Origin of the sequence: Streptomyces sp. NPDC008092, from assembly GCF_042957285.1 — a bacterium.
Lineage (GTDB): Bacteria > Actinomycetota > Actinomycetes > Streptomycetales > Streptomycetaceae > Streptomyces.
Window position 1 is genome coordinate 24,519 of sequence record NZ_JBIBHY010000021.1, and the last position, 26,263, is coordinate 50,781.

The 26,263-nt window shown below is 72.2% G+C and carries 22 protein-coding genes; 8 read left to right on the top strand and 14 right to left on the bottom strand.

Annotated elements, in window-relative coordinates; genetic code table 11:
- Positions 1-45 precede the first annotated feature (45 nt).
- From ACFZB3_RS44580 to ACFZB3_RS44600, 5 genes are all read right to left on the bottom strand, one after another.
- Positions 46-1,404 carry a ferric reductase-like transmembrane domain-containing protein gene (locus tag ACFZB3_RS44580; protein ID WP_391388341.1) on the bottom strand — a complete coding sequence of 453 codons (1,359 nt, stop codon included), beginning with the start codon at positions 1,402-1,404 and terminating at the stop codon, positions 46-48.
- Positions 1,405-1,519: 115 nt separating this feature from the next.
- Positions 1,520-2,854 carry an amidohydrolase family protein gene (locus tag ACFZB3_RS44585; protein ID WP_391388344.1) on the bottom strand — a complete coding sequence of 445 codons (1,335 nt, stop codon included), beginning with the start codon at positions 2,852-2,854 and terminating at the stop codon, positions 1,520-1,522.
- Positions 2,851-4,467, bottom strand: coding sequence for an FAD-dependent monooxygenase (locus ACFZB3_RS44590; RefSeq protein ID WP_391388347.1), 1,617 nt, complete (start codon positions 4,465-4,467; stop codon positions 2,851-2,853). The genes ACFZB3_RS44585 and ACFZB3_RS44590 overlap by 4 nt, the downstream gene beginning before the upstream one ends.
- Positions 4,464-5,363 carry an alpha/beta fold hydrolase gene (locus ACFZB3_RS44595; RefSeq protein ID WP_391388350.1) on the bottom strand — a complete coding sequence of 300 codons (900 nt, stop codon included), beginning with the start codon at positions 5,361-5,363 and terminating at the stop codon, positions 4,464-4,466. Before ACFZB3_RS44595 ends, ACFZB3_RS44590 begins: the two co-directional genes overlap by 4 nt.
- Positions 5,360-6,211, bottom strand: coding sequence for an alpha/beta fold hydrolase (locus tag ACFZB3_RS44600; protein ID WP_391388353.1), 852 nt, complete (start codon positions 6,209-6,211; stop codon positions 5,360-5,362). The genes ACFZB3_RS44595 and ACFZB3_RS44600 overlap by 4 nt, the downstream gene beginning before the upstream one ends.
- Positions 6,212-6,350: 139 nt before the next feature.
- On the opposite strand from ACFZB3_RS44600, the gene ACFZB3_RS44605 reads away from it, so the two are divergent.
- From ACFZB3_RS44605 to ACFZB3_RS44620, 4 genes are all read left to right on the top strand, one after another.
- The gene (locus ACFZB3_RS44605) at positions 6,351-6,797 is read left to right on the top strand and encodes a hypothetical protein (RefSeq protein WP_391388358.1); all 447 of its coding nucleotides are present in this window, start codon (positions 6,351-6,353) and stop codon (positions 6,795-6,797) included.
- A gap of 33 nt (positions 6,798-6,830) precedes the next feature.
- Positions 6,831-7,397, top strand: coding sequence for a hypothetical protein (locus ACFZB3_RS44610; protein WP_391388360.1), 567 nt, complete (start codon positions 6,831-6,833; stop codon positions 7,395-7,397).
- Positions 7,398-7,595: 198 nt separating this feature from the next.
- On the top strand, positions 7,596-8,666 hold the full coding sequence (locus ACFZB3_RS44615; RefSeq protein WP_391388362.1) for a substrate-binding domain-containing protein: 1,071 nt from the start codon (positions 7,596-7,598) through the stop codon (positions 8,664-8,666).
- Between the two features lie 135 nt (positions 8,667-8,801).
- Positions 8,802-11,429, top strand: coding sequence for a carbohydrate-binding protein (locus tag ACFZB3_RS44620; protein WP_391388365.1), 2,628 nt, complete (start codon positions 8,802-8,804; stop codon positions 11,427-11,429).
- Positions 11,430-11,495: 66 nt separating this feature from the next.
- Here ACFZB3_RS44620 and ACFZB3_RS44625 read toward each other — a convergent pair whose 3' ends face one another.
- A complete protein-coding gene (locus ACFZB3_RS44625) occupies positions 11,496-11,960 on the bottom strand; it encodes an aldehyde dehydrogenase family protein (protein ID WP_391388368.1) in 465 nt (154 codons plus the stop codon).
- Between ACFZB3_RS44625 and ACFZB3_RS44630 the strand changes: the two genes are divergently transcribed.
- On the top strand, positions 11,871-12,158 hold the full coding sequence (locus ACFZB3_RS44630) for a helix-turn-helix domain-containing protein (RefSeq protein ID WP_391388372.1): 288 nt from the start codon (positions 11,871-11,873) through the stop codon (positions 12,156-12,158). The two genes, ACFZB3_RS44625 and ACFZB3_RS44630, sit on opposite strands and share 90 nt — an antisense overlap.
- A gap of 46 nt (positions 12,159-12,204) precedes the next feature.
- Here ACFZB3_RS44630 and ACFZB3_RS44635 read toward each other — a convergent pair whose 3' ends face one another.
- The 7 genes from ACFZB3_RS44635 to ACFZB3_RS44665 form a co-directional block, all read right to left on the bottom strand.
- Positions 12,205-13,701, bottom strand: a complete 1,497-nt coding sequence (locus tag ACFZB3_RS44635) for a CoA-acylating methylmalonate-semialdehyde dehydrogenase (protein WP_391388375.1) — start codon at positions 13,699-13,701, stop codon at positions 12,205-12,207.
- Positions 13,702-13,713: 12 nt separating this feature from the next.
- Positions 13,714-15,591, bottom strand: coding sequence for a 3D-(3,5/4)-trihydroxycyclohexane-1,2-dione acylhydrolase (decyclizing) (gene iolD / locus ACFZB3_RS44640; protein ID WP_391388378.1), 1,878 nt, complete (start codon positions 15,589-15,591; stop codon positions 13,714-13,716).
- 64 nt (positions 15,592-15,655) lie between these two features.
- Positions 15,656-16,528 carry an aldolase gene (locus ACFZB3_RS44645; protein WP_391388381.1) on the bottom strand — a complete coding sequence of 291 codons (873 nt, stop codon included), beginning with the start codon at positions 16,526-16,528 and terminating at the stop codon, positions 15,656-15,658.
- A gap of 4 nt (positions 16,529-16,532) precedes the next feature.
- On the bottom strand, positions 16,533-17,501 hold the full coding sequence (iolC, locus tag ACFZB3_RS44650; RefSeq protein WP_391388384.1) for a 5-dehydro-2-deoxygluconokinase: 969 nt from the start codon (positions 17,499-17,501) through the stop codon (positions 16,533-16,535).
- Positions 17,502-17,634: 133 nt separating this feature from the next.
- Entirely contained in the window at positions 17,635-18,492 is an 858-nt protein-coding gene (locus tag ACFZB3_RS44655) for a TIM barrel protein (RefSeq protein WP_391388387.1), read from the bottom strand.
- 58 nt (positions 18,493-18,550) lie between these two features.
- The gene (locus tag ACFZB3_RS44660) at positions 18,551-19,564 is read right to left on the bottom strand and encodes a TIM barrel protein (protein ID WP_391388390.1); all 1,014 of its coding nucleotides are present in this window, start codon (positions 19,562-19,564) and stop codon (positions 18,551-18,553) included.
- 76 nt (positions 19,565-19,640) lie between these two features.
- A complete protein-coding gene (locus ACFZB3_RS44665; RefSeq protein WP_391388393.1) occupies positions 19,641-20,822 on the bottom strand; it encodes a Gfo/Idh/MocA family oxidoreductase in 1,182 nt (393 codons plus the stop codon).
- A gap of 682 nt (positions 20,823-21,504) precedes the next feature.
- On the opposite strand from ACFZB3_RS44665, the gene ACFZB3_RS44670 reads away from it, so the two are divergent.
- From ACFZB3_RS44670 to ACFZB3_RS44680, 3 genes are all read left to right on the top strand, one after another.
- The gene (locus ACFZB3_RS44670) at positions 21,505-22,596 is read left to right on the top strand and encodes a substrate-binding domain-containing protein (protein ID WP_391388396.1); all 1,092 of its coding nucleotides are present in this window, start codon (positions 21,505-21,507) and stop codon (positions 22,594-22,596) included.
- Positions 22,597-22,694: 98 nt separating this feature from the next.
- Entirely contained in the window at positions 22,695-23,759 is a 1,065-nt protein-coding gene (locus ACFZB3_RS44675) for an ABC transporter permease (RefSeq protein WP_391388399.1), read from the top strand.
- Positions 23,760-23,761: 2 nt separating this feature from the next.
- Positions 23,762-24,553, top strand: a complete 792-nt coding sequence (locus ACFZB3_RS44680; RefSeq protein WP_391388402.1) for an ATP-binding cassette domain-containing protein — start codon at positions 23,762-23,764, stop codon at positions 24,551-24,553.
- A 541-nt stretch (positions 24,554-25,094) separates the two neighbouring features.
- Here the strand turns inward: ACFZB3_RS44680 and ACFZB3_RS44685 are convergent.
- Positions 25,095-25,982: a TIM barrel protein gene (locus ACFZB3_RS44685; RefSeq protein ID WP_391388405.1), complete on the bottom strand. Its 888-nt coding sequence runs from the start codon at positions 25,980-25,982 to the stop codon at positions 25,095-25,097.
- Positions 25,983-26,263: the final 281 nt, after the last annotated feature.

The window sequence follows — 26,263 nt, forward strand, 5'->3', positions numbered from 1 at the left end:
TACGCACCGGCCGGGTGCCGCCGTGCGCTTGAGGCCGGCCGGGCCTCAGCGGAAGGTGAAGTGCTCGGCGTGGAGGTGGTCCCGGGGGAGGCCCTGGCGGTGCAGGGTGCGGCTGAGGTCCTCGACCATGGCGGCCGGGCCGCAGAGGAAGACGTGCAGGTCGGGAGTTATCGGGCCGGCTTCCTGCCGGATCCGCTCGGCGGTCAGGCGGCCGTGGGTGCGGCTGAAGGTCGGGTGCAGCCGCAGGCGGGGGAGACGTTCGGCGGCCGCCGTGAGTTCCGGCAGGAACGGCGCGGATCCGGCGTCGGGAGCGCAGTAGAAGAGGTCGGCGGCGGGCAGGGTGCCGCCGGGGTGGGTGAGCCAGCCGAGGAACGGCGCGATGCCGATGCCGCCGGCGATCCAGATCTGGCGCGTTCCGCCGAGGGTGTGGTCGAACATGCCGTACGGGCCGTTGAGGGTGGCCGGCAGTCCCTCGCGTACGTCGCCGTAGATCCTCCGGGTGCCACGGCCGAGCGCCCGGATCGTGAGGCGCACCGTGCCGTCGGGATGAACTCCGGCCACGCTGAAGGGGTGTTCGCGCCAGGCACGGCGGCCTCCGACCCGCAGGTACACGAACTGGCCGCCGGTCAGGGGCAGTCCTTCCGTGCCGGCGGGGGTGAGGGTGAGGTCGATGACGTCGGCGGTGGGGCGGTGGACGCGGCCGACGGTGTAGTCGGCCCGGGGTTCCCTGCGGCGCAGCGCCAGTTCGTCGTAGGCGTAGGCGGCCATGCCGGCGAGGCCCACGGTGAGGTAGACGACCAGGAGGGGTGCGGATCCGCCGATGACGAGGTCGAGGAGCCAGCCGTGGACCAGGGCGGACAGCAGCAGCAGGCCGGTGAGGCGGTGCAGAAACAGCCAGCGCTCGTACGGCAGCCGCAGGATCCGGCCGACCCGGCCCAGCGAGACGACGACCAGCGCGAGCAGGCCGATGGCCGATCCCGCGCCGAGCAGATGCCCGATCCCCACGAGCTGCCCCTGGTGGGCGTCGACGTCTCGGTACGCGCGCCCGGCGAACAGGAAGTGGAAGAGGATGTGGGGGGTGAGCAGCAGCATGGAGAGCAGGGCGTACTGCCGGTGCCGGAGGTACATGCGGTCCAGTCCGCCGAACCACTGCTCCAGCCACGGCAGCCGGGTGGCCAGTACCAGCGTGCACGACATCAGGTAGACGGCGGCGACTCCGGCGAACTCCCCGGCGAAGTACAGCGTGTTGACGCCGTCGGGGCGCAGCCGGTCCCAGGCCAGGTACAGGACCACGCCACCGGCCGCCACGGTCAACGGGCCGACGTGGCGTTTCTTCAGGCGCACGTCCACGGGGGCCCGGTATATCCGTACGGCGTAGAGGGCCATGATGATCAGAAAGGGCATGGTCGGTCTCTCGGATGCGGGAGGTGTGCCGGGTGCGGGGCTGTCCGGGCAGGAGGGGCGAGGCTGCGGCGAGCCCGGTGGCGTGGGCCACCCTGGTGGCCCGCGTTCCTTCCGGTCAGGCGGCCGAGGAGCGGGAGGAACGGGCGCCGATCGTGCTCAGCAGCCGTCGTCCCGACCGCAGCAGCCGGTCCTTCACCTCGTCGAGGCCGGGGTGCAGCAGGGTGTGGTCGCGCTTGCGCCAGCGTCCGGCGATCATGACCGCCTCGATGTCGGCGATGTCGGCGTGCAGGACCGTGGCGACCGGGTCGTGCGCGGGCCACAGATTGAGCGCCCGGGCGTCGACGGCGACCAGGTCGGCCTGCAGACCCGGCTCGATCCGGCCGACCCGGTCGGCGAGACCGAGCGCCCTGGCTCCTTCGACGGTCGCCCAGGCCAGCGCCTGCCTGCCGGTGACCGACGGGGAGTCGGCGTACGTGCCGGTCGTCCGCCGGTGGTGGGCGTGGTCGAGGCCGCGCTGGTGGGCGAGGGCGATCCGGGCGGCGGTGAGGACCTTCCCCGGTACGACGGTGTCCACGTCGGTGCCCAGCGACGGGGCGCTGCCCAGGCGCAGCAGCGCACCGGTGACCAGGGCCCCGTGGCCCTGGCCGAGTTCGTTCTCGGGGGTGCTGGTGAAGGTGACGCCGGCCTCGTCGAGGGTCTTGACCCATGCGTCGGGCAGGTCGGCTCCGTGCACCACGTTCGTACGCGGGCCGAAGAGTCCGGCGGCGCGCAGGGCCTCCCAGCCGGGCGCGAGTTCGCCGCCGCTCTGGTGCATCGACACGACGAGACCGCGCTCGTCGGCCGCGCGGAAGTCGGCCACGGCGGTCTCGGGAGCGGAGTACTGCGGCCCCTGGAGCGCCATCCCGAGGGTGAGCAGGGCGTGGCGGCGCACGGGCCCTGCCAGCAGCCGGTCGATCTCGTCGAGCGGGTGCGGGACGTCCGGGGCGCGATAGGGCGTGCCGTGCAGGAAGGCGGCGCGGATCCCGGCCTGGACGAGGCCCTCGACGGCGGCGTCGGCGTGCTCGGGCGTCAGGCTGTTGTGACACCAGTCGCCGAGGGTGGTCGTACCGCTGTTGATCTGGCTCAGCGCACCGGCGAGGTTGCCGACGTACATGTCGTCGGGGGTGTAGTTGCCGACGCACTCGCCGTGGAGGTGGGTGAGGTACTCCATCAGCGTCCAGTCGGCGCCCACCGAGCGCAGCGCGGTCTGCCAGGTGTGCAGGTGGGCGTTGACCAGACCGGGGATGACGATACGGCCGGCGAGGTCGACGACCTCCGCGTCGGACGGTTCGAGGTCCGTGCCGACGGCGGCGATGCGGTCGTCCTCGACGAGGACGTCGACGCGTTCGGCGTCGGGCCGGTCGGACGCCATCGTGACGACCTGCGCACCGCGCAGGAGCGTGCGGCTCATTCGGTGGCCCCGGCACCGGTGCTGGGGCGGCTGTTCCGGGACATGGTGCGGCTCTCCTGGGACATGGTGCGGCTCCTTGCCGGAGGCGTCATCGCCTGCGCGGCCGTCTGCGTGGTGGTGAGGAAGTCCCGGGTGGCGATGTGCCCGAGGTAGCCGTCGGGACGGATCAGCAGCAGGGTGTCTCCGGTCAGGCCGTAGGCCCGCTGCAGCGTGTTCGCGGAGTCGGAGAAGGCGACGCGGTCGGCGGCTCCGCCGGTGTTGACGGTGATCTTCTTCAACCGGGCGCCCGTCGTGGGCCAGTCGAGGTGTTCGACGGCGCGGGCGGCGGCCGGGCCGTGGGCGAGGGCGGTGAAGTGCGGTCCCCGGAAGGCGTCGAACAGCCGCAGCCGGGTGCCGTCGGGACCGAGCAGTTCGGCGTCCGGGGCACGGTCCCCCACCCGCAGCGTGCCGGTGCGGTCGCCGTCGGCGGGCGCGAGCGGGCCGCCGTAGTAGGTCAGGGCGAGCTGCTGTTCGTCCTTGCCGCGCTTCATGCTCGACGGGTCGAGTTTGGCGATGCCGGCCCACTTCTCCGTGGACAGCCCGAGGACACCGGCGGCGACGGGCTGGCGTTCGGCCTCGTAGGTGTCCAGCAGCCGCGGGTCGGCCCCGGCGAGGACCTGGCCGAGCTTCCAGCCGAGGTTGTAGGCGTCCTGCATGCCGGTGTTCAGCCCCTGGGCGCCGGCCGGGGTGTGCACGTGTGCGGCGTCACCGGCGAGGAGGACACGTCCGCGGCCGTAGTGCTCGGCCAGGCGGATGTTGGGCCGGAACACGGAGGTCCACCGGATGTCGTGCAGCTGGATACGCCGGTTGCGGGTGTGCGAGCGGATCCGTGCGGTGATCTCGTCCCTGTCCAGGGAGGGTTCCTCGTCGGGCGCCAGCCGGATGATCCACTGGAACAGGTCGCCGCCGGGCAGCGGGCAGGCGCCGACGAGCCGCCCGCCGCGGCCGGGCCACAGGTGCCACCGGTCGCGGGACAGGCCGCTGACCGTGGCGTCGACGATGAGGATCCGGTCGCTCTCGTCGGTCGACCCGACGAAACCGATGCCGAGCTGCTTGCGGACCTGACTCGAACCGCCGTCCGCCCCCACGACGCACCGGGCGGCGATCTCCTCGACGCCGTCCGGGCCCGCCACCTTGGCGAGGGCGGTGTCCGCGTCCTGAGCCAGCTCGACCAGTTCCCTGCCGAACTCGGCACCGCCGTGCAGCAGTTCGAGCCGGGCGTGGAGGGCTCGGTCCGTGCGGAACTGCGGGACCAGCCACGTGTTGGGATAGGGCACATCGGGAGTGGCCCGCTTGTGGGGGAACATGCGCCACGGAACCGCCAGCGGCCCGAGATGGACGCCGAGCAGCGGATAGCGGGTGCCCCCGGCCAGCACGTCGTCCAGCGCGCCCAGGTCGTGGAGCACTTCGAGGCTGCGCGGCTGCACGCCCTTGGCCCGGGACCCGGCGAACGCCTGCGGCGCCTTGTCGACGACACGGACGTCCAGGCCGCGCCGGACCAGGTCGATCGCGAGCGCGGTACCCGACGGGCCGGCCCCGACGATCAGGACGTCGATGACGTGGTCGGTCTTCATGCATCGAGCCTTTCGGAGTGGGTTTCCACGAAGGCGCCGATCCGGTCCGCGACCACGCCCGGGTGTTCGAAGGGGGGCATGTGGCCGCAGGCGTCGACGACGTGGGATTCGAGCGGCTTCAGGAGGGTGCGCGCCCGGTCGAACTGGTCGATGGGGGTGACGTGGTCCTCGGCCCCCCACAGCAGCATCGTGGGCACGCCCGACGCGGAGGTGCGCCGGAACAGCTCGGCCCGCCGGTGGAGAGGGAAGTGCTGCAACGTGTCGAAGACCGCGTGCAGGGAGCCCTCGCACCGGGAGGCGTCGCGCAGCATGACGGCCAGTTCGGCGCCCTTGGCCGGGTCGCGGACCTCGCTTCCCAGGTGGCCGTCGAGGAGCCGGCGGCCGGACCGCCTGGCCACGAAGGAGGTCAGCAGGTCACTGCGCAGGACCCACCGCGGCAGCGGCGGCCTGTCCCGCAGGCCCGCGGCGTCGATCAGGGTGAGCGTGGAGACGCGCTCCGGGTACCTGTTCGTGTAGGCCATCGCGATCAGCGCGCCCATCGAGGTGCCGACGACGTGCAGGGGGCGCGTGAGGCCGAGCCGGCCGGTGAGTTCGGCGAGCTGGCGGACGAACAGCGCCTCGTCGTACCGCGCCCTCGGCCGGTCCGAGTACCCCCGCCCGTACAGGCTGAGGACCAGCGTCCGCAGCCCTTTCGCGCGCAGCTCCGACGCCAGGCCGTCCCAGAACGGGAGCGGAACGGTGAGTCCGCCGATGAACACGGCGACATCGCCCTGCTCCGGCCCGCGCAGCTCGTACTGCGTGACGCCGTCGGACAGCTCGGCGAAGCTGCCGCGCAGGCTCTTCCGGGAGGCGGCGTCGAGCCGGCGGTCCTCGCCGGGCGCCTTGTAGTACTTCACTGTCGGCCTCCTTGCCGCCACTGCGCTTCGTCGACCTGGGAACCGAGGAAGGCCTCGACGGCGTCGCCGACCCAGCGCGGCTCCTCCTCCGGCAGCAGGTGTCCGGCGTCGGGATGCACCAGTTCCCGGGCCCCGGGGATGTCCCGGGTGAAGTGCTGGCCGTCGATGCACGCGCTGCGCAGCACCAGCGTGGGTGCGGTGATGCGGGGGATCAGACCGCTGCGGTCCGGCTGGTCGGTGTTGACCAGGTCGACGAAGGCCGACCGGTTCCCGCGCCGGCTCATCAGCTGGTACGCCCGTTCCACCATGACGTCGTCGACGATCGTCGAGCGGGGGCCGACGGCCGTGCGCAGGTTGCGTTCGACGACACGGCGCGGCATGGCCCGCCGCAGCAGCGGGCGCAGCAGCGGGTTGCGGGCCAGGCGCATCCCCGCGGGCAGCGTCTTCTCCGGGTAGCCGGTGGCGTTCACCAGCACCAGGGCGCCGACCTGGCTCCGCTGCTCCAGCGCGACGTTCCAGGCGATGTTGCCCCCCAGCGAATTGCCGGCCAGCGCGTAGCGGGTCAGGCCGAGGACGTCCAGGAAACGGGCGACCGTCGCGGCGTAGGTCTGGACGCGGTAGTCGCGGTCCCCGCGTGGGCCGGTCAGGCCGAACCCCGGCAGGTCGGGGCGTACGACGTCGAACGACGACGACAGCAGGTCCGCGACCTCGGTGAAGTGATGCAGGGACGAGCCGCTGCCGTGGAGCAGCACGAGCGCGGGACCGTGTCCGGCGCGTTTGTAGTGAACACGCAGGCCGTCGACGGCGACGAACCGCGAGTCGGGCTGGGGATCGGACCAGGAACTCATAATGGATACACTGTTGCCGTTATGTTGCCCGTGTCAAGGGCGGACGGCTCGCGACGGCGGAACCGTTTCGCCGGATGCCCGTGTCCTCTTGTGCGGGAGGTGGTTCCACCCGGCGGGGCCGCCTGTGAAGGGGGATGCCATGGGAGAGGTACGTGAGGGGGCACGGTGGGCGGCCTGGGCCGTCGCGGGGGTCGTCGGCCTGGCGGTGCTGTACCTGATCGGCGCGTTCGCCTTCGGCGGCGCGGCGTGGATCACCGCCCCGTTCCGCGGCGCGCAGGAGCAGCGCGAGAACACCGTCGGCTCGGGCGAGTTCCGGCAGACCACCTACGAGGAGTTCTTCGATCTCTGCGAGGCCGTGCAGAACGCCGAAGGGACGATCAAGGCCCTCCAGGAGGAGCGCAAGACCGCCTCGGAGACCCGCACGGCACAGATCGACCAGTCGATCACCGCGTTGAGGGCCACCCGCATCGAGTCGGTCAACGACTACAACTCGAAGGCCGCCCAGGAACACCGCGCGCCCTTCCGCGACAAGGACCTGCCGTACCGGCTGGACGTCGACGCCAAGCGCACGAAGTGCACCAACTGATCCCCATCTCACCCGGGAAGAGGGCAGCACCGCATGAAGAAGTTCGCACGCATGGCCCTGGCCGCCGTCGTCGCACTCGTCGTGGGCCTGGCCCTGGCGTCCTGCACCAGCGACTCCAGCCAGGACAAGGAGAACAAGCGCAAGCAGGAGACCTACGACCACCTCGTTGCCGAGCAGCCGGCGGTCCCCATGCAGTACTCGCCGACCCGCGAATCGATCAACGAGTGGATCAAGACGTGGGGGAAGCGGGGCAAGCTCTCGTACGTCTACATCCAGAACGCCAAGGGCGAGTACGGGTACTTCATCATGAAGGGCCTGCCGGTGCCGCGCTGCAAGATGCTCACGCCGACGGAGAGGGTGGAGACCTACTCCGAGGGCGTCGCGGTCCTCGCGCAGCCCGGCATGGACGGCACGTACACGTCGGGCTCCACCTGCAACGCCTACTACGGTTTCGACGCCACGACGGGCGCGTACATGGAGTTCACGGTCGGCACGAACCAGTCGTTCTTCCTGTTCGACCAGCCCATGACGATGCCGGAGTACGCCAGCGCCAAGCAGCTGGGCCCGAGTTCGGTGAAGGACGTCGAGAAGAAGCGCTGAGCGGCCGGGGGCCGGTCGGGAGAGTTCCGGCCCCCGGCACGCCCCGGCCGCGGCCTGCTTCCGCCGGTTCCCGCGCCGCCGCCGCTCCGGCGAAACCTCGTCCGCCCCGTCGCCCTCACGTGCCGCGCCCGATAGTGTGAGCGCTAACAGAGCGCGCCTGCAGGAACCCGTAACCGCCGCCCGCCAGGAGCCCCCAGCATGCAGCAGTCCGCCCCGGCCCCGCGCGGCGGGGAACCCTCCGGGCAGGGTGCCGACCGGCACCGCTCGGTCAGCATCTTCGACGTGGCCAGGGCGGCCGGGGTCTCCCACCAGACCGTCTCCCGTGTGGTCAACGGGAGCCCCAAGGTGCGCAAGGCCACCCGGGACCGGGTGCTGGAGGTCGTCGACGAACTGGGCTACAAGCCCAACCGGCTGGCCCGTGCGCTGGCCGGCGGGCTGGTGCGCTCGGTGACCGTGCTCACCTCGGACACCACCCTGTACGGGGCGTCCCTGGCGCTGCGGGGCATCGAGGAGGCCGCGCGGGCGGCCGAGTTCGCGGTGGCGATCAGCGTCCTGGACGAGCGCGCGCCGCTGACGCCGGAGGACGTGGCGAGCCGGCTGGCCAGGCCGGGCGAGCCGGTGCTGGTCATCGCCTTCGACGGGGCGGGGGAGCGGGCCTGGCGCGCGCTGCCCGCGGAGTTCCCGGCGGCCGCCGTCGTGGAGCGGCCCCGGGACGGGCACGGCGGCAGCCGGCCCGAGGCCTGGCTGGACGACCGGGCCGCGGCGGCCCGGGCCACCCGGTACCTGCTGGGCCTCGGCCATCGCACCGTCCACCACCTGGCGATCCCCTCCTCCACCAGCAGCGTCGGCCAGCGGGCCGAGGGCTGGCGGGAGGCCCTCGCCGACGCCGGGCGTCCGGTCCCCGAACTGCTGGAAGGCGGCTGGGGCCCGCGGTCCGGGTATCTGGCAGCCCGTGCCCTGGTAGCCGACCCACAGGTGACCGCCGTGCTGTGCGGCAACGACGAACTGGCGCTCGGCGTGCTGCGCGCGGCCCGCGAGGCCGGCCGGGACGTACCGGGCGACCTGAGCGTGGTCGGCTTCGACGACGCGCCCTACGCGGGCTACATCCACCCGGCCCTGACCACCGTGCGGCTGGACTTCGAGGGGCTCGGCCGCGGTGCCTTCGGGATGCTGCACCGGCGGCTCGACCCGGAGCAGGCCCCGCCGCCCCCGTGGCGGGAGCCCGAGCTGATCGTCCGCGGGAGCAGCGGCCCGGCGCCCGGCCGCTGACAAACAGGCCCCGAGTACGGCACACTGCTCCATCCGCGGGGGATGTTAGCGCTCACATTGTGGGCGCTCACCTTGTTCGTTCCGGCTCCGACCTCGTCCTCCCGCAGCGTGGCGGGAGGGGAAAGCCAGGTACCCATGCCTCTCCGTACCCGCACCCCGGAGGCGGCCCCGCCGTCCCGCCGTCGTACGAGATCGCGCTTCTCCGCGTCCCTGCTGGCCGCCGCCGCGCTCGTCGGCGCCGGCCTCGCCGTACCGCCGCCGGCCGCGGCGGCCGCCCAGACCTTCACCGTCGACCTCGGCACCACCACCGGCGCCGTCCTGCACGGCTCGAACGGCGCGCTCTACGGCCAGAGCGACAACGGGGTCCCCGGTGACAACCTGCTGGCGCCCCTGAAGCTGACCACCGGCTCCCAGAAGCCCCCGAACGGCGCCCAGCACCCGAACGGCGACATCCTCCAGGTCGCCCCCTCGTTCTTCCGCAACGGCGGCGGGACGATGTACACCAACATCCAGGACGAGTACTCGGACTGGCCGTACCAGAACAACGGCATCGCCGACTACCTCACCAAGGTCGACACCGCCGTCAACGCGGTGAAGGCGACCTCGTACGCGGCCGACGTGGTCTTCGTCCCGTTCAACGAACCGGACGGCAACTGGTACAGCGGGCTGGGCAGTTCCAGCTCCAGCACCTACGCCTCGGCGCTCAGCGGCTTCGAGTCCGACTGGAGCACCGTCTACGCACGCATCAAGGCCGACTACCCGGCCGCGAAGATAGCCGGACCCAACACCGCCAACTTCAACAGCAAGTTCTTCGGCGACTTCCTCACCTACGCCAAGGCCAACAACCAGCTCCCCGACGTGTTCACCTGGCACGAGCTGGGCCCGGGCTCGCTCGCCGACTACCGCTCCCACTACACCGCGTACCGCGCGCTGGAGACGGCCCGCGGCATCGGCGCCATCCCGATCAACATCGACGAGTACGCCAACCGGCGCGACCTGTCGGTGCCCGGACAGCTGATCCAGTGGGCCTCGATGTTCGAGGACACCAAGGTCTACGCCCAGCAGCCGTACTGGGACATCGCCGGCAACATGTCCGGCAACACCGTGCACACCAACGTCCCCAACGGGTCCTGGTGGTTCTGGCACTGGTACGCCGGGATGACCGGGCAGACGGTGAAGTCCACCCCGCCGCAGCTCAACGTCCAGGACACCCTCCAGGGCATCGCCTCCCTCGACACCGGCCGCAAGCAGGCCCAGGTGATCGTGGGCGGTTCCTCGGTCGACACCAACGTGGTGATCGACAACATTCCGAGCGCCACCTTCGGCAGCAAGGTCGAGGTCACCGTGCAGGCCCTGGACTGGAGCGGCTACGAAGGTGCCTCCGCGCCCCCGCAGACCGTCTCGCGCGCCGCCTACACCCCCTCCGGCGGCTCCGTCACGGTGCCGCTGACCGGCCTGAACTCCATGTCCGCGTACCGGATCACGGTCACCCCGAACGGCGGCGGCACCGCCACCGCGCCCAGCGTCCCGTCGTACTCCTCCTACGAGGCCGAGAACGCGGCCGTCACCGACGGCACCGTCGTCCAGCAGGCAACGGGCGCCAGCTACGCCACCGCCCAGCTGTACGCCACCTCCGGCACCAAGGACGTCGGCTACCTGACCAACAGCGACAGCAAGGTCGTCTTCACGGTGAGCGTCCCCGCCGCCGGTACCTACAACCTGCGGATCTTCTACGGCAACGAGAACGGCTCCCCGTCCCAGCAGGTGCTGCGGATCGACGGCGCCAACCCGCAGTTCGTGACCTACCCCTCCACGCTGAACTGGCAGTACCGCTCCCATGTCACCGTCCCGGTCACCCTGAGCGCCGGCAGCCACACGGTCTCGCTCGCCGTGGCCGACTCGACGCTCGGCACCTCGGCCGGGCAGGTCACCCTGGACAAGATCGACCTGACCGCCGTACCGAGCACGCCGGAGACGGTGTACGAGGCCACGCTCGCGGACGTCGGCGGCAGCCCGTCGTACTCCTACAGCGACGTCGGCGAGACCGGCACCGGCCGGCTCGTCATGGCCGCCGGGGACAAGGCCACCTTCGACGCCTACGCGCCCACCGACGGCTACTACACCGTGAAGACCGACTACGCCTCGGCCGGCGGCAGCACCGCCCTCGCCCTGAACGGCACCACCGTCGCCACCTACGGCTCGTCCGGCGGCTCGGCCACCACCTCCAGCAGCAGGCTGTACCTGACGGCGGGCATCAACCGGATCGCCGTCGCCCCGAACAGCGGCACCACGCTCACCCTCCGCGACCTGAAGGTGGACGGTGCCGGTGACACCACCGGCGTCACCAAGTACGAGGCGGAGAACGCCACTCTGGCCGGGGCGGCCAAGGCGCAGTCCGACAGCTGGGCCTCGGGCGGCAAGAACGTCGGCTACGTCGGCGGCAGCAGCGCCAACACGCTCACCTTCGGCAGCGTGAGCGCGGCCGCGGCCGGGCGCTACACGGTCGTCGTCCACTACGCCCAGAACGACCGTGCTGGTTCGGACAGCTACAACACCAACGTCGAGTCCCGCACCGCCCAGCTGTCGGTCGACGGCGGTACCGCCACCACGCTGACCTTCCGCAACACCTACAGCTGGAACGACTACTGGACCCTGCCGACCACCGTCGGCCTCTCCGCCGGCACCAACACGCTGAAGTTCTCCAACTCCTCGTCCTGGGCACCCGACATCGACTACGTCGAAGTCGCGCCCGTCAACGGCTGACCGCCGAATCCCCAGGAAGGCCGCGCCGGGACGGCACCTCCGCCCCGGCGCGGCCCGTGGCGCCGATCAGCCGAGCCGCTGCGGAGCGGCGTCCAGCAGCACCGTCTTCGGTTCCAGGTACGCCCGCAGGCCCTCGGTTCCGCCCTCGCGTCCGATGCCCGACTGCTTGAAGCCGCCGAAGGCGATCGTCCCGTCGGTGCGGGGGCCGTTGTGGCCCACCGTCCCGGAGCGCAGCCGGCGGGCGACGGAGCAGGCGCGCTCCACGTCGTCGGTGTACACCGAGGCGTTGAGGCCGTAGACGGTGTCCTTCGCCTTGGCGACGGCGTCGTCCTCGCCGTCCGCGGAGATGACGGGACCCATCTCGGTGGCGGGGTCGAGCGGGTCGCCGACCCTGGTCGAGCCGAAGGCGGCGGCGAGCGCTTCCACGAAGGCGTCGTGCCGGTGGCGGTCCACGATCAGCCGGGTGGTGGCGTAGCAGACCCGGCCAGGCAGGCCCGGATGTCCCGCAGCGTGTTCGCCGAACGCTTCCACGCCCTGGTCGGCCTCCCGCCTGCGGAGTACGTCTCCCGTTGGCGGGTGCACGTCGCCGCGCACCGGCTGCGTACCGGCGACCGCCGGGTCGCGGAGATCGCCGCGGACCTCGGCTACGGCTCACCGTCCGCCCTGAGCGCGGCCTTCGCCCGCCTCCACGGATGCTCTCCCGCGCGGTACCGGGCGAACGCGGCCTGATACCGCGCCGAGCGCTCCCACGGGGGTGCCGAACCCTTCGGTCGGGTCAGCTGGAAGTGGGGAAGGTGAACCCCGCGGTGACCTGCTGGGCGGGCCGGGGCCAGCGGGTGGTGACGACCTTGGGGCGGGTGTAGAAGCGGACACCCTCGGGGCCGTGGACGGGGGAGTCGCCGACGAGGGAGTCCTTCCAGCCGCCGAAGGAGTAGTACGACATGGGGACCGGGACGGGCACGTTGATGCCGATCATGCCGACCTTGACGCGGCGCTGGAACCGGCGGGCGGCCTCGCCGGACGCGGTGAACAGGGCGGTGCCGTTGCCGTAGGGGTTGGCGTTGATCACGTCGATGGCCTCGTCGAGGGTGTCGACGCGGACGATCGCGAGGACCGGGCCGAACAGCTCCTCCCGGTAGGCGTCCATCTCGGTGGTGACGTGGTCGAGGAGCGAGGGGCCGGTGAAGAAGCCCTCCTCGTGCCCTTCGACCTTCAGTCCGCGGCCGTCGACGACGACGGTGGCGCCCTGGGCGGCGGCGGTGCCGACCGCGTTCTCCACCCGTTCCCGGGCGGCCCTGGTGACGAGCGGGCCCATGTCGGTGCCGGGCGCGTCGCCGGGGCCGACCCGCACCTCGTTCGCCTTGCGCGCCAGGACCGCCGCCAGCGCGTCGGCCGCGTCACCCACGGCGACGGCGACCGACACGGCCATGCAGCGTTCGCCCGCGGAGCCGTAGGCGCCGGCGGTGAGGTGGTCGGCGGCGAACTCCAGGTCGGCGTCGGGGAGGACGACGGCGTGGTTCTTGGCGCCGCCGAGGGCCTGGACCCGCTTGCCGTACGAAGTGGCCTGCTCGTGCACGTACTTGGCGATGGGGGTGGAGCCGACGAAGGAGACGGCCTCGATGCCCGGGTGGGCGAGGATCGCGTCGACGGCGTCCTTTCCGCCGTGCACGACGTTGAACACGCCGTCGGGCAGACCGGCCTGCCGGTAGAGGCGGGCGACGAAGTTCGCGGCGGAGGGGTCGCGTTCGGACGGCTTGAGGATGAACGTGTTGCCGGTGGCGATGGCGACCGGGTGCATCCACAGCGGGACCATCGCCGGGAAGTTGAACGGCGTGATGCCGGCGACGACCCCCAGCGGCTGGCGGAAGTCGTGGACGTCGACGCCGCGGGAGACCTGGTCGGAGAAGGAGCCCTTGAGCACGTCGCCGAGACCGCAGACGTACTCGACGACCTCGCGGCCGCGGGTGATCTCGCCGCGGGCGTCGTCGACGGTCTTGCCGTGCTCGGCGGAGATGATCCGGGCGAGTTCCTCCTCGTGGTCGACCAGCAGCTGGCGGAAGGCGAACATGACCTGGGTGCGCTGGGAGAGGGAGGAGTCCTGCCAGGTCTCGAAGGCGGCGGAGGCGGCCCGGACGGCGGCGTCGACCTCGGCGGCGCCGCCGAGCACCACCCGGGCCTGCTCCGCGCCGGTGGCCGGGTTGAACACGGGGGCGGTGCCGGTGCCGGTGCCCGGGAGCGGCGAGCCGTTGATCCAGTGGGGGATGGTGTGCACGGGGGTGTGTCCTTACAGGTAGTGACGCTGGGCGCGCTTGCGGGCGGCGTAGGTCCCGTACGCCGTGCGGGTGGAGTCGAGGGCGGAGGTCTGGCTGACGGGGACGTCCCACCAGCCGTGGCCGGGCGGGTTGGGGCCGTACAGGTCGGTCTCGACGTGCACGACGGTGGTGCGGGTGGCGGCCTTCGCCTTCTCCATCGCGGAGCGGAACTCCCCGACGGTGGTGGCGTGCAGGACGTCCGCGCCGAGGGAGGAGGCGTTGGCGGCGAGGTCGACGGGGAGGACGTCGCCGTCGAGCCGGCCCGAGTCGCCGTCGCGGTAGCGGTACTTGGTGCCGAACCGCTGGGAGCCGAGGGACTCGGAGAGGGCGCCGATGGACGCGAAGCCGTGGTTCTGGACCAGGACGATGACGACCTTCAGGCCCTCGGAGACCATGGTGACGATCTCCTGAGCCATCATCAGATACGAGCCGTCGCCGACGAGCACGACCACCTCGCGCGACGGATCGGCCATCTTCGCGCCGACGCCCGCGGCGACCTCGTAACCCATGCAGGAGTAGGCGTACTCCACGTGGTAGGCCTTCGGGTCGCGGGCCCGCCACAGCTGCTGGAGGTCGCCGGGCATGGAGCCGGCCGCGTTGATGACCACCGCGCGGTCGTCCAGGACCTCGTTGAGCGCACCGAGGATCTCGGTCTGGGCGGGCAGCGGGCCGTGCCCGACGTGGAAGCACGCGTCCTCGATCTCCCGGGTACGGGCGACGAGTTCACGGGTGCGGCGGCGGTAGGACGCGGCGACCTCCCAGCCGTCGAGGGCCCCCGCGAGGGCCTGGATGCCAAGGCGGGCGTCGGCCACCAGCGGCTCCGCCGAGTGCTTGACGGCGTCCAGGCGGGCCACGTTGAGGTTGACGAAGGTGACGTCCGGGTTGCCGAAGACGGTGTGGCTGGCGGTGGTGAAGTCGGAGTAGCGGGTGCCGATGCCGAGGACCACGTCGGCTTCGCGGGCCAGTTCGTTCGCCGCGTACGAGCCCGTCGAGCCGATGCCGCCGACCGCGCAGGGGTGGTCCCAGGCGACGGCGCCCTTGCCGGCGTGGGTGTCGGCGACCGGGATGCCGGTGGCCTCGGCGAAGGCGCGCAGCGCGGTCTCGGCGCCGGAGTAGACGGCACCGCCGCCGGCGACGACCAGCGGCCTCTTCGCGTTCTTCAGCAGGGCCGCCGCCCGCTCCACGGCGGCGGGTTCCGGCACCGGGCGGCCCACGTGCCACACCCGCCGCCGGAAGAACTCGACCGGCCAGTCGTAGGCCTCGGCCTGCACGTCCTGCGGCAGCGCCAGGGTCACGGCGCCGGTCTCGACCGGGTCGGTCAGCACCCGCATCGCCGCCAGGGCGGCCGGGATCAGCTGCTCCGGGCGCTGGATGCGGTCGAAGTACTTCGACACCGCCCGGAACGCGTCGTTGACGGTGACGTCACCGCCGCGGGTGTCCTCCAGCTGCTGCAGGACCGGGTCGGCGGCGCGGGTGGCGAACATGTCGGAGGGCAGCAGCAGGACGGGCAGCCGGTTGGTGGTGGCCAGGGCCGCGCCGGTGATCATGTTGGTGGAGCCCGGACCCGTGGAGGCGGTGCAGGCGAAGGCGGCCAGCCGGTCCCGCATCTTCGCGTAGGCCACCGACGCGTGCACCATGCCCTGCTCGTTGCGGGCCAGGTAGTAGGGCAGATCCGCCTCACCGGTGGTGGCCGCCTGGAGGAGGGCCTGCCCGAGGCCGGCGACGTTGCCGTGCCCGAAGATGCCCCACACGCCGGGGATCAGGCGCTGTTCCTGGCCGTCGCGCTCGCTGTACTGGTGGGCCACGAAGCGGACCAGGGCCTGGGCGGTGGTCAGTCGTACGGTCTTCATCGGTTCTCTCCGAAGGGCAGCCGGTCGGCCACGCCGGGGCCTCCCGGGTGGCGGTGGTCGTCGCTCACAGCAGGCTCACCGCCTTGTCGACGGCGCCGGCGACATCGCCGCCGGCGGGGTAGAGCAGGGAGCGGCCGACGACCAGGCCCTGCGCGGTGGGCTGCCGGAGGGCCCGGCCCCAGGAGGCGAAGGCGGCCCCGGGGTCGGTGACCTCACCGCCCAGCAGGAGCGCGGGCAGGGTGGAGGCGGCGAGCACCCGCTCCATGTCCCGGACCACCGGCAGCTTCAGCCAGGTGTAGGCGGTGCGGCGGCCGAGCCCGGAGGCGATGGTGACCGACCTGGTCACGGCGTCGGTGGAGAGGTCGTTGCGGATCCTGCCGTCCCGCCACTCGGAGAGGAACGGCTCGACCATGGCGACGAGCCGCCGGTCGTTGAGCTCGTTGACCGCCCGGGCGGTGTCCAGCAGGGCCGACGGGGTGGCGGGGTCGGCGAGGGCGATGCGGGTGAGCATCTTGCCGCCGTCGAAGCCCATGGCGGCGATGGTCTCGGCGTCGTAGCCGGTGAAGCGGTCGTCGATCTCGAAGACCGAGCCGGCGAGTCCGGCGCGGTTCATGGAGCCGAAGACGCTCTTGCCGTCGAGGACGCCGAGCAGGAGCAGGTCCTCAAGGATGTCGGCGGTGCCGAGGACACCGGTCACGCCGGGGCGTTCCAGTGCGGTGCAGAGGCGGTCGAGGAGTTCGGAGCGGTCCGCCATGGCCGAGGGGTCCGCGCCGACGCCGTTGGCGCCGCGGGCGGGGTGGTCGGCGGCGATGATCATCGCCCTGCCGTGCTCGCCCAGCAGCGAGGTCGCCTTCACCCGGCGTGCCGCGGCGGCGGCGACGGCACCGGGGTCGGTCACCCGGGCGGCCACGATCCGGCTCACGTTGTCGGACGGCACGTCGTCACACCTCTCGTTCGGCGGGGGCGAGGGCGGCCTCGCGGAGTTTCGCCTCGACCTCGGCCTCGGTCGGCATGGCGTCGGAACAGGACAGCCGGCCCGCGACGACGGCGCCGGCGGCGTTGGCGAAGGCGACCGTGCGGCGGGTGTCCCAGCCCGACAGCAGGCCGTGGCAGAGCGCGCCCCCGAAGGCGTCCCCGGCGCCCAGGCCGTTGACCACGTCGACCGGCACCGGCGGGATCTCGGCGACCGAGCCGTCCCGGTCCATCGCGAGGACGCCTTTCGGGCCCTGCTTGACCACGGCCAGCTCCACGCCCGCCGCCAGGAGCGCCTCGGCGGCGGCGTACGGGTGGCGCTCGCCCGTGGCGACCTCGCACTCGTCGAGGTTGCCGACCGCGACGGTGGTGTGGCGCAGCGCCTGCCCGTAGTACGACCGCGCCTCGGCCGGGTCCCGCCAGAACACCGGCCGCCAGTCCAGGTCGAAGACGGTCGGGCCGGACCTGGCCCGGTGCGCCAGGGCGGCCAGGGTCGCCGAGCGGCTCGGCTCCTCGCTCAGGCCGGTGCCGGTGATCCAGAAGATCCGCGCGTCCCCCACCGCCGCCAGGTCCAGTTCGTCCGCCTGGATGTCCAGGTCGGGGGCGATGGGCAGGCGGTAGAAGTACAGCGGGAAGTCGTCCGGGGGGAAGATCTCGCAGAACGTCACCGGTGTCGGTGCGACGTCCGACGTGCCGACGAAGCGGGGGTCGACGCCGTAGCCGTCGAGCGCGGTGCGGACGAAGTCGCCGAAGGGGTCCCGGCCGGTCTTGGTGATCACCGCGGCGCGGCGGCCGTACCGGGCCGCCGCGACCGCGACGTTGGTCGGGCTGCCGCCCAGGTACTTGCCGAACGAGGTGACCTCCGCCAGCCCCACGCCCGTCTGGAGCGGGTACACGTCCACTCCGACCCGGCCCATGGTCAGCACTTCGTACGGCATCACGCTGGTTCCCTTCGCTCCGGAGACGCCGGCATCGCGGCGCGGTACGGGACGGCGCCGGACTTTAGAGCGCTTTAGAGGCACCCTCCAGCCGAGTACGATGCCGTCCCGTAAATGTCATGTCAATAGGTTGTCATGATGAAGCTGACGCGTACGCGCTGATCGTCTCCCGCATGAACAGGGAGGACTCCCTCGCCTTCTCCTCCCAGGCGAAGACGCACGCCGTCAGGGTGCCGTCGAAGCCGTTCGCGCGCAGCTCGCGGAAGAGCTCGTCGAAGTCGACCTCGCCCTCGCCCATGTTCAGGTGCTGGTGGATACGGGCCGGGGTGCCGGGCGGGTTGAGGATGTAGCGGTTGCCGGAGGACGCGGTGTGGTCGAAGGCGTCGGCGAGGTGGACGTGGGTGAGGAGGTCGCCCGCGTACTTGATGATGCCGGGGGCGTCGTTGCCGATGTGGAAGGTGTGCGGGGCGCAGTAGAGGAAGGTCACGGAGGGGTGGTTGATGCCCCGGACGAGGTTGACCGCGTCGTAGCCGTTCTCGACGAAATCGTCGGGATGCGGCTCCAGGGCCAGCTTGATGCCCTCGCGTTCGAACAGCGGGAGGAGCTCGTCCATGGACTTCCAGAACTGGGCCTCGCTGCGGTCGGCCTCCTCCGGCCGGCCGTTGAACTCGGAGATCATGCTGTCGACCCCGAGGTCCGCGCAGATCTGGATGGCGCGCTTCCAGTACCGTACGGCGGCCTGGCGGGCGTCCTCGTCCGGCCCCGACCAGCGGAAGAGCGGCAGCAGGGAGGAGACGCCGACGCCCGCCGAGTCCAGGGCCTTGCGGAATCTCCGCACGGTGGCGTCGTCGACGCGGGGGTGCCGGAAGAACGGGACGAAGTCCTCCCGGGGCGAGAGCTCGATCCACTCGTAGCCCAACTCGGCAACCACTGCCGGGAGTTCGAGCAAGGGCACGTTGCGGATCATGTACGGGTCGAGGGCGATTCTCATGGTGGGCTTCCTGCTCCTTGGGGTCGTCGGGCGGGGGACGGGCGCCGGGCCCGGGCGGTCACGGCCGCAGGGACTGCCGGAGCGCCGCGTCGGCCGCCTTGAGGACCTCGGCCGCCACGGCGACGCCCTCGACGGGGCCGAGTTCGGTGTCCTCGTGCTCGATGTTGACCAGCATGTCCGGGTCCACCTCGTGCAGGGCGCGCAGGAACTCGGTCCAGTAGGCGACGTCGTGGCCCTTGCCGAGCGCGACGAAGTCCCAGGCGGAGTCCCTGGGCCACTCGTTGGCCCACTCGTCGCCGCCGAGGCTGGTGCGCGGCTCGTCGGGTCCGAGGCGCCGGAAGCCGTTGTCGAGGACTCCGTTGAGGGCGGCGTGCGCGGGGTTGACGCGGACGTCCTTGGCGGCTGCGTGGAAGACCAGTTCGCCGAGGTGGCGGACGACCGCGACCGGGTCCATCTGCTGCCAGAACAGGTGGGAGGCGTCCAGTTCGACGCCGACGTGGGTGGCGCCGGTGAGGTCGATGAGCCGGTGCACGCTCGCGGAGTTGAAGACGACGTTCTGCGGGTGCAGTTCGAGGGCGATCCGGACGTCGTGGTCGCGGGCGAGCCGGTCGGTCTCGCGCCAGAAGTCCGCGACGATCCCCCACTGGTGGTCCAGCACGTCCAGGGCCGCGGAGTTCCAGGCGTTGACGATCCAGTTGGGGCGGGTGGCGCCCGGTTCGCCGCCGGGCAGGCCGGACATGGTCACCAGGCGGTGCTGGCCCAGCCGTTCGGCCAGGCGGACCGAGCGCCGGATGTCCTCGGCGTGCTTCTCGCCGATGGCGGGGTTCGGGTGCAGCGGGTTGCCGTTGGCGTTGAGGCCGGCGATGGCGACGCCGGTGCCCTCGAAGAGCCCGAGGAAGTCGTCCCGGGCGGTGTCGCTGACCAGGATGTCGTCGAAGTCCGGCACGTGCACGGCCGGGAGGAAGCCGCCGGTGTTGAGTTCGATGCCGGTCAGGCCGAGATCCGCGACGACCTTGATCGCCTCGGGCAGCGGCCGGTCGTGCAGGATCGCGTTGTAGAGGCCCAGCTTCATGACGTGTTTCTCCTCGGTCCTTCGGGCGTTCGGGGCGAGCGGGACGGGCGGGCCGGGCGGGACGGGCCGGGCCGGGTCACTGGACGGTGACGGCCTTGCCGCCGGCGTCGGCGGAGGCGACGATCGCGTCGATGACGCGCAGGTTGTGCAGCCCGTCGGCGAGGGTCGGGCAGGGCGGCAGCCGGTCCAGTCCGGCGATCTGCTCCAGGAAGGCGCGGGCCTGCCAGACGAAGAACTCGTGCTGGCCGTGGCCGACGCTCGGGAAGTCCATGGGCAGCCCGCCGGCGATGTAGGGGTGGCCGGGGCCGACCACCACCCGCCGGTAGCCGTCCACCGGGTCGGCGGCGGCGGAGTCGGCGATGGTGAACTCGGCCGGCCGCGACAGCTCGAAGGTCGCCGCGCCGCCCTTCGAGAACACCTCGAAGCCGAGGGAGTTGGCCAGGCCCCGGGCGATGCGCGAGACCGAGAACGTGCCGACGGCGCCGGAGGCGAACGTCGCGGTGAACGTGGCGATGTCGTCGTTCCCGACCCGCTCGCGTTCCCGGCCCACCGCCACGTCGGCCGAGTGCCCCACCGCGGTGCCCAGCGGCACGGGGCGGTCGGCCACCTGGGTGGAGAGCACGGCACCCTGCACGCTCTGCACCGGGCCGCAGAAGTACTCGCCGAGGTCGATGAGGTGGCTGCCGATGTCCGACAGGGCGCCCGAGCCGAGCGGCCCGCGGTAGCGCCAGCTGATCGGGGCGTCCGGGTTGTGGCCGTAGTCGCACCAGTAGTGCCCGTTGAAGTGCTGGACCGCTCCGAGCGAGCCGTCCAGCACCTGCTGCCGTACGGCGTTGATCGCGGGGGAGCGGCGGAAGGTGAAGCCGGTGGCAGCCACCAGCCCGGTGCCCTCGGCCGCGTCCACCATGGCCTGGGCGTCGGCCACGGCCGGCGCGAGCGGCTTCTCGCACAGCACGTGCTTGCCGGCCGCCAGCAGGGCCTCGACGATCTCGCGGTGCAGGTGGTTGGCGACCACGACGCTCACCGCGTCGATGTCGTCGGCCTCGGCGACCGCCCGCCAGTCGGTCACAGCCCGCTCGTAGCCGTAACGGCGGGCCGCGTCCTGCGCGAACGGCTCGTGCGCGTCGGCGACGGCGACCAGCCGCACCTCGGGCAGCCCGGCACCGTACAGCGTGCCGGCCTGCCGGTACCCGTTGAGGTGGGCCCGGCCCGCCATACCGGCACCGATGACCGCCACACCGATCGGCCTCGTCCTCATCATGTCTCCTCTTCGGCGCGTCGCCGTGCCGTGTGTCAGGGGGTGGGGGTGGTGGCACCGACCGGAACCGCTCTCCGCCGGCCGGGGCGCCCGCCCACGGACCGGTCCGCCGGCCCGGAGGCTCGGCCGCGCGCGGTGGTCCCGGGTGCGGGCCCCGTCACGGATTTCACTGATCGGAGCGATTTAAATGGTCAACTTAGAACGCTTTAGATCCATGTCTTAAAGCGCTCTAGACGTTGCCACTCTCAGCGGCGTCACGGCCCGGTGTCAAGGGTGTTACCGCAAACGGGCCGTCGGCCGCAGGGTGCCGTCGCACCCGCGGGGCCTCTCGGGTTCCGTGCCGGGTGAGGCCGGCGCGCCGGTTGGAAACGCGTGGCCGATGCAGCCTTTCCGGTGCGGATCTCGGGACGGCACGCGATGGCGACAGGACTCTTGACACGTTTACGAAACACAAGCATGCTCTGGCACAACTTAAAGCGATTTAAGAGATCGCGGAGAAGAGCCGTTCCGCTGATCGCCGGCGCCTCGCCGCCGGCCCCGACGGGCGCCGCGCACCCACCGGTACTCCCCCGCATCCGCGTGACCCGGTCCGTACGCACCCACCGCCGCACCACCACACCCCGAGGCATGCCCGGTACCCCTCACGCCCCGCCCGGCATCACATGAAGGAGCACCACAGCACATGGAACGCACCCAGCCCCGGCGGCCGTCCGGCCGCCGTCTCCCCAGAAGCGGCCTGACCCTGGTGAGCCTTCTCGCCATGGCGGCGGCCACGCTGACCGGGTGTGCCAGCGGAAAGGCCACTGGTGCCGACGCCGGCCGGTCGACGGCGCCGGCCGGCGGCGGATCGACGTCCGGTACGACGACCGGCGGGAAGGTCTCCATCGTCGTCATCGGCGGCAAGGCCGACGACCCGTTCTGGTCCGCCATCAGGCGCGGCGGCGAGGACGCGGCGAAGCTCGCGAAGGCCCGCGGCGGCACGGTGACCTTCCTCGGCCCGCAGAACTACGACAACCTCGGCCCGGACGCGGCCAAGCTGACGCAGACCGCGCTCTCCCAGAACCCCTCGGCCATCGTGGTCCCGGACTGGGTGCCCGACAGCCAGGACGCGGCGATCAAGCAGGCCGTGGCCAAGGGCGTCAAGGTGTTCGTCTACAACTCGGGCGGCGTCGAGGCGGCCGACAGGACCGGCGGCATCAAGTACATAGGCTCGGACGACTACCAGGCCGGCAAGGCCGGCGGCGTCGAGTTCGCCGAGGCCGGCGCCAGGAACATCCTGTGCGTCAACACCGTTCCCGGCGCGGCCAACTCGGAGGCGCGCTGCAAGGGCATCGCCGACGGCGCCCGGAGCAAGGGCGCCAAGTCGAAGCAACTGCCGCTGCCGTCCTCCAACTTCGGCAACCCCTCCGCCGTCACCCAGGCGATCAAGGGCGCGCTGCTGAAGGACGGCGGTGTCGACGCCCTGGTGACGATCGGCGTCCAGGACGCGGACAGCGCGGCCGCCGCGATCGACCAGGCGGGCACCACCGGCAAGGTCCGGCTCGGCACCTTCGACCTCTCGCAGAGCCAGCTCTCCCGGATCAAGGCAGGCAAGCAGCTCTTCGCCATCGACCAGCAGCCCTACCTGCAGGGCTTCTACGCGGTGTCGATCGCCGACCAGTACCTGTCCTACGGCGTGCTCCCGCCGCAGAACCCGCTGCTGACCGGCCCGCTCCTGGTCACGAAGGACAACGTCGACGCGGCGCTCTCCGGCACCAGGGCCGGCGTCCGCTGATCCGCCCACCGGTGCCGGGCCCCGCCTCCCCCAGGGGTCCGGCACCCCTTCCCCGTACCCCGCGCACCCAGATCCGAGCCGAAGGTGACCCCGATCCGATGACAACCTCACTTCCCGACACGACGGCCGAGAAAGAGGCCGCCGTCGCACCCCCGAAGCAGTCCGAGAGCCCGCTGGGGCAGCTCCGGCACCGTCCCGAGGTCGGGGCGCTCATCGGAACGCTCGGCGTGTTCGTCTTCTTCGCGGTCTTCGGTGGCGAGAAGTTCCTCGCCCCGGCGGGCGCGGCCAGCTGGCTCAACATCGCCTCCGAACTCGGCATCATCGCCATCCCGGTCGGCCTGCTGATGATCGCCGGCGAACTCGACGTCTCCGTGGGCTCCGTGCTCGCCGGCAGCTCGATGACCCTGGCCATCGTCTCCGGGTACTGGGGCGCCCCCATGATCGTCGGCATCCTCTGCGCGCTCGCGCTCGGCCTGCTGGTAGGGCTCCTGAACGGCGTCCTCGTCACCCGCACCAACGTCCCCTCGCTGGTCATCACGCTGGCCACGCTCTCCGGGATGGCCGGTCTCACCCTCGGCCTGTCCCGCGTCACGACCGGCACCACCAGCGTGCCGCTCAACCCCGACCCGCTCTCCAAGGCGCTGTTCGGCCAGCTGATCGGCGGGCAGTTCGAGGTCGCGATCTTCTGGTGGCTCGGCATCGCCGCCGCGGTCACCGTGCTGCTGCAGATGATGAAGTACGGCAACTGGATCTTCGCCATCGGCGGCGACACGGAGAGCGCCCGCGCCACCGGCATCCCGGTCGACAAGGTGAAGATCGCCCTGTACATGGCCAGCGGCTTCGGTGCCGCCCTGGTCGGCGTGGTCCAGACGATCCTCTACAACGGCGCCCAGGTCGCCAACGGCCAGTCCTTCGTCTTCAACTCCATCATCGCCGTGGTCGTCGGCGGGGTGCTGCTGACCGGCGGGTACGGCTCCGTGGTCGGCGTCGTCCTCGGCACGCTGACCTTCGCCATCGTCAACCAGGGGATCTACTACACCGGCTGGAACTCCGACTGGGCCAGCCTCATCCTCGGCGTCCTCATCCTCACGGCGGTCCTGATGAACAACACCTTCCGCCGCCTCGCCCTGTCCTACAAGCCCCGCACCGCGAAGAAGGCCTGACCATGACCGCACCCGTGCTGCGCCTGGACGGCATCGGCAAGTCGTTCCTCGGCACCGACGCGCTGCAGGACATCTCCCTCGAAGTCGACGCCGGGAAGGTGCTCTGCCTGCTGGGCGACAACGGCGCCGGCAAGTCGACCCTCATCAAGATCATGTCCGGTTTCCACAAGCCGACCACCGGCAGCATCGAGATCGACGGCGAGCGGGTGGAGCTGGACAGCCCGCGCGACGCGAGCGCCCGGGGCATCGCCACGGTCCACCAGTTCGGCGGGACGTTCCCCCTCATGGGGGTCGGCCGCTGCTTCTTCGTGGGCGCCGAACCCACCAGGGGCTTCGGCCCGTTCAGGCTGTTCGACAAGAAGCTGGCCGGCGACATCGCGGTCCGCGAGATGCAGTCCCTCGGCATCACCCGGGTCACGGACGGCAACCGGCTGGTGGGCAGCCTGTCCGGCGGCGAACGCCAGGCCCTCGCCATCGCCCGCGCCGTCTACTTCGGCGCCAACGTCCTCATCCTCGACGAGCCGACGGCGGCCCTCGGGGTCAAGGAGGCCGCCCACGTCCTGCGGATCGTCATGCAGGCCCGGGCCAGGGGGGTCGCGGTCATCCTCGTCACCCACAACGTGCGCCACGCCATGATGGTCGGCGACCACTTCGCCGTCCTCATCCGCGGCCGGAAGGCCGACGACTTCCGCAAGGGCGAACGCACCCGCGAGGAGATCACCGACCTCATGGCCGGCGGCGAGGCGATGGCCGACCTGGAGGCCGAACTCGCCCAACTGGAGTCCGGCGCCTGACCGGCAGGGGGGCGCCGGGGCGGCTCGCGGGGGCGCCGCACCCCGTGAGAAGCGCGGGCCGGGGCGACGAGGCGACCGCGAGGCGGCCGCCGGCGGCCGGGATCTGTCCACCGGGGCGAGGCCGGGCCCGGCCGAGCCCGGCGGGGGTACGGGAGGCGACCTCAGTACACCGGCCGGTCCGGCGGGGCCCGCCCCCCGCCCGCCGGGCCGGCCGCCCCCCCCCGCGCCCGCGCCGCGCCGGCGCGGGGCCGGGCCCCCCCCCCCCCGGGCCCCCGCCCCCCCCCCCCCCGCGGGGGGGGGGGGGGCCCCCCCCCCCCCCCCCGGCGCGCCCCGCCTCGGCCGCCTCCCGTACCGGCAGCGCCCGGTGCGCGTCCGGCAGGATCTCCGCGCCCCTCGTCCCGCCCCTGCCGCCTTCCGGGATCTCCCGCCTGGGCCGCCCGTGCGGGCTGGGCCGGCCGTTCCGCCTGTGCCGTCTGCACTGCCTGGGTCGCCCGCCCCGCCCCGCCTCCGCCGACCGTCCCGCCTGCGCCGGCCGCGCGGGCTATGCGACGCCGCGCAGTACCGACCGAAGGTGTTCGGCGCTGGCCCACACGTCCTCGACCGGGCCCTTCTCCTTGGGCTCCGCGGTGAGGACGGTGTCCTGTTCGAGGACGTACCAGCCGTCGTAGCCGTGGGTGGCGAGGTGGGTGACGATGGCCTCGACGTCGACGTCACCGGCGCCCAGCGGGCGGTACATGCCGGCGCGGACGGCGTCGGTGTAGGTGAGGCGGCCGGACTGCACCTTGGCGGCGAGGGAGGCGTCCACGTCCTTCATGTGGGTGTGGGCGATGCGTTCGGGGGCCTGGCGGGTGAGTTCGGCGGGGTCGGTGCCGCCGATGAGCAGGTGGCCGGTGTCGAGGCAGAGGGAGATCGAGGAGTGCTCCAGGACGCGGCGGACCTCGTCGCCGTTCTCGATCATCGTGCCGACGTGCGGGTGCAGGACGGCCCGCACCCCGCGCTCGGCCGCCAGCGCGGTCAGCCGGTCGAGGTTGGACAGCAGCAGCTTCCAGCCGTCGGCGTCCAGCTCGGGCCGGGAGTCGTAGCCGTCCTGACCGGTGATGGCGGAGAGGACGAGGACCTCCGCGTCCGAGGCGGCGTAGTTCTCCAGGAGCTGCTCCGCCTCGGGCACCGGGTCGTGACCGGGCACGTGCAGCAGCAGCGGGGTGAAACCGCCGACCGCGTGCAGGTCGTGGTCGGCGAGGACGCGGGCCATCGCCTCGGGGGCGGCGGGCAGGAAGCCGTCCGGGCCGAACTCGGTGGCGGCCAGGCCGACCTCGCGCATCTCCTTCAGCACCCGTTCGGGCGTCAGCTGGTAGCCCCAGCCGGGCACTTCGCACACGCCCCAGGAGATGGGCGCGCCGGCGATCCGGTTCAGCTGCGGGGTGGTCATGCCGTGGCCTTTCGGTGGTTCCAGTGGGGCCGGCGTCGCCGGATGTGTCAGACCCGTACGAGGGCGGGGGTGGAGCGGGTGGCGGGCGGCCGGTCCGGCGCCTGCGGGGCGGCCCGGCTCCGGGACGATCGCCGGGACGGGCAGGCGGTCCCGGTCGTGGTCGTGGTCGACGGGGATCGTCCCGGCACGGGTGGGCGCGTGGCGGGATGCGCGTCCGCTCGTGGGCGGACGTACGGCACCGCACCGCGGTTCCGCGTCCGGCCGTCGACCGGCCACGCCTC

Bases quoted from the DNA above. Each gene is read 5' to 3' on its own strand.
- ACFZB3_RS44655 (WP_391388387.1), bottom strand. From the start codon at position 18,492: ATGAGAATCGCCCTCGACCCGTACATGATCCGCAACGTGCCCTTGCTC.
- ACFZB3_RS44585 (WP_391388344.1), bottom strand. From the start codon at position 2,854: ATGAGCCGCACGCTCCTGCGCGGTGCGCAGGTCGTCACGATGGCGTCC.
- iolC (WP_391388384.1), bottom strand. From the start codon at position 17,501: ATGCCGTACGAAGTGCTGACCATGGGCCGGGTCGGAGTGGACGTGTAC.
- ACFZB3_RS44620 (WP_391388365.1), top strand. From the start codon at position 8,802: ATGCCTCTCCGTACCCGCACCCCGGAGGCGGCCCCGCCGTCCCGCCGT.
- ACFZB3_RS44665 (WP_391388393.1), bottom strand. From the start codon at position 20,822: ATGAGGACGAGGCCGATCGGTGTGGCGGTCATCGGTGCCGGTATGGCG.
- ACFZB3_RS44680 (WP_391388402.1), top strand. From the start codon at position 23,762: ATGACCGCACCCGTGCTGCGCCTGGACGGCATCGGCAAGTCGTTCCTC.
- ACFZB3_RS44670 (WP_391388396.1), top strand. From the start codon at position 21,505: ATGGAACGCACCCAGCCCCGGCGGCCGTCCGGCCGCCGTCTCCCCAGA.
- ACFZB3_RS44615 (WP_391388362.1), top strand. From the start codon at position 7,596: ATGCAGCAGTCCGCCCCGGCCCCGCGCGGCGGGGAACCCTCCGGGCAG.
- ACFZB3_RS44685 (WP_391388405.1), bottom strand. From the start codon at position 25,982: ATGACCACCCCGCAGCTGAACCGGATCGCCGGCGCGCCCATCTCCTGG.
- ACFZB3_RS44600 (WP_391388353.1), bottom strand. From the start codon at position 6,211: ATGAGTTCCTGGTCCGATCCCCAGCCCGACTCGCGGTTCGTCGCCGTC.
- ACFZB3_RS44660 (WP_391388390.1), bottom strand. From the start codon at position 19,564: ATGAAGCTGGGCCTCTACAACGCGATCCTGCACGACCGGCCGCTGCCC.
- ACFZB3_RS44610 (WP_391388360.1), top strand. From the start codon at position 6,831: ATGAAGAAGTTCGCACGCATGGCCCTGGCCGCCGTCGTCGCACTCGTC.
- ACFZB3_RS44590 (WP_391388347.1), bottom strand. From the start codon at position 4,467: ATGAAGACCGACCACGTCATCGACGTCCTGATCGTCGGGGCCGGCCCG.
- iolD (WP_391388378.1), bottom strand. From the start codon at position 15,591: ATGAAGACCGTACGACTGACCACCGCCCAGGCCCTGGTCCGCTTCGTG.
- ACFZB3_RS44605 (WP_391388358.1), top strand. From the start codon at position 6,351: ATGGGAGAGGTACGTGAGGGGGCACGGTGGGCGGCCTGGGCCGTCGCG.
- ACFZB3_RS44675 (WP_391388399.1), top strand. From the start codon at position 22,695: ATGACAACCTCACTTCCCGACACGACGGCCGAGAAAGAGGCCGCCGTC.
- ACFZB3_RS44580 (WP_391388341.1), bottom strand. From the start codon at position 1,404: ATGCCCTTTCTGATCATCATGGCCCTCTACGCCGTACGGATATACCGG.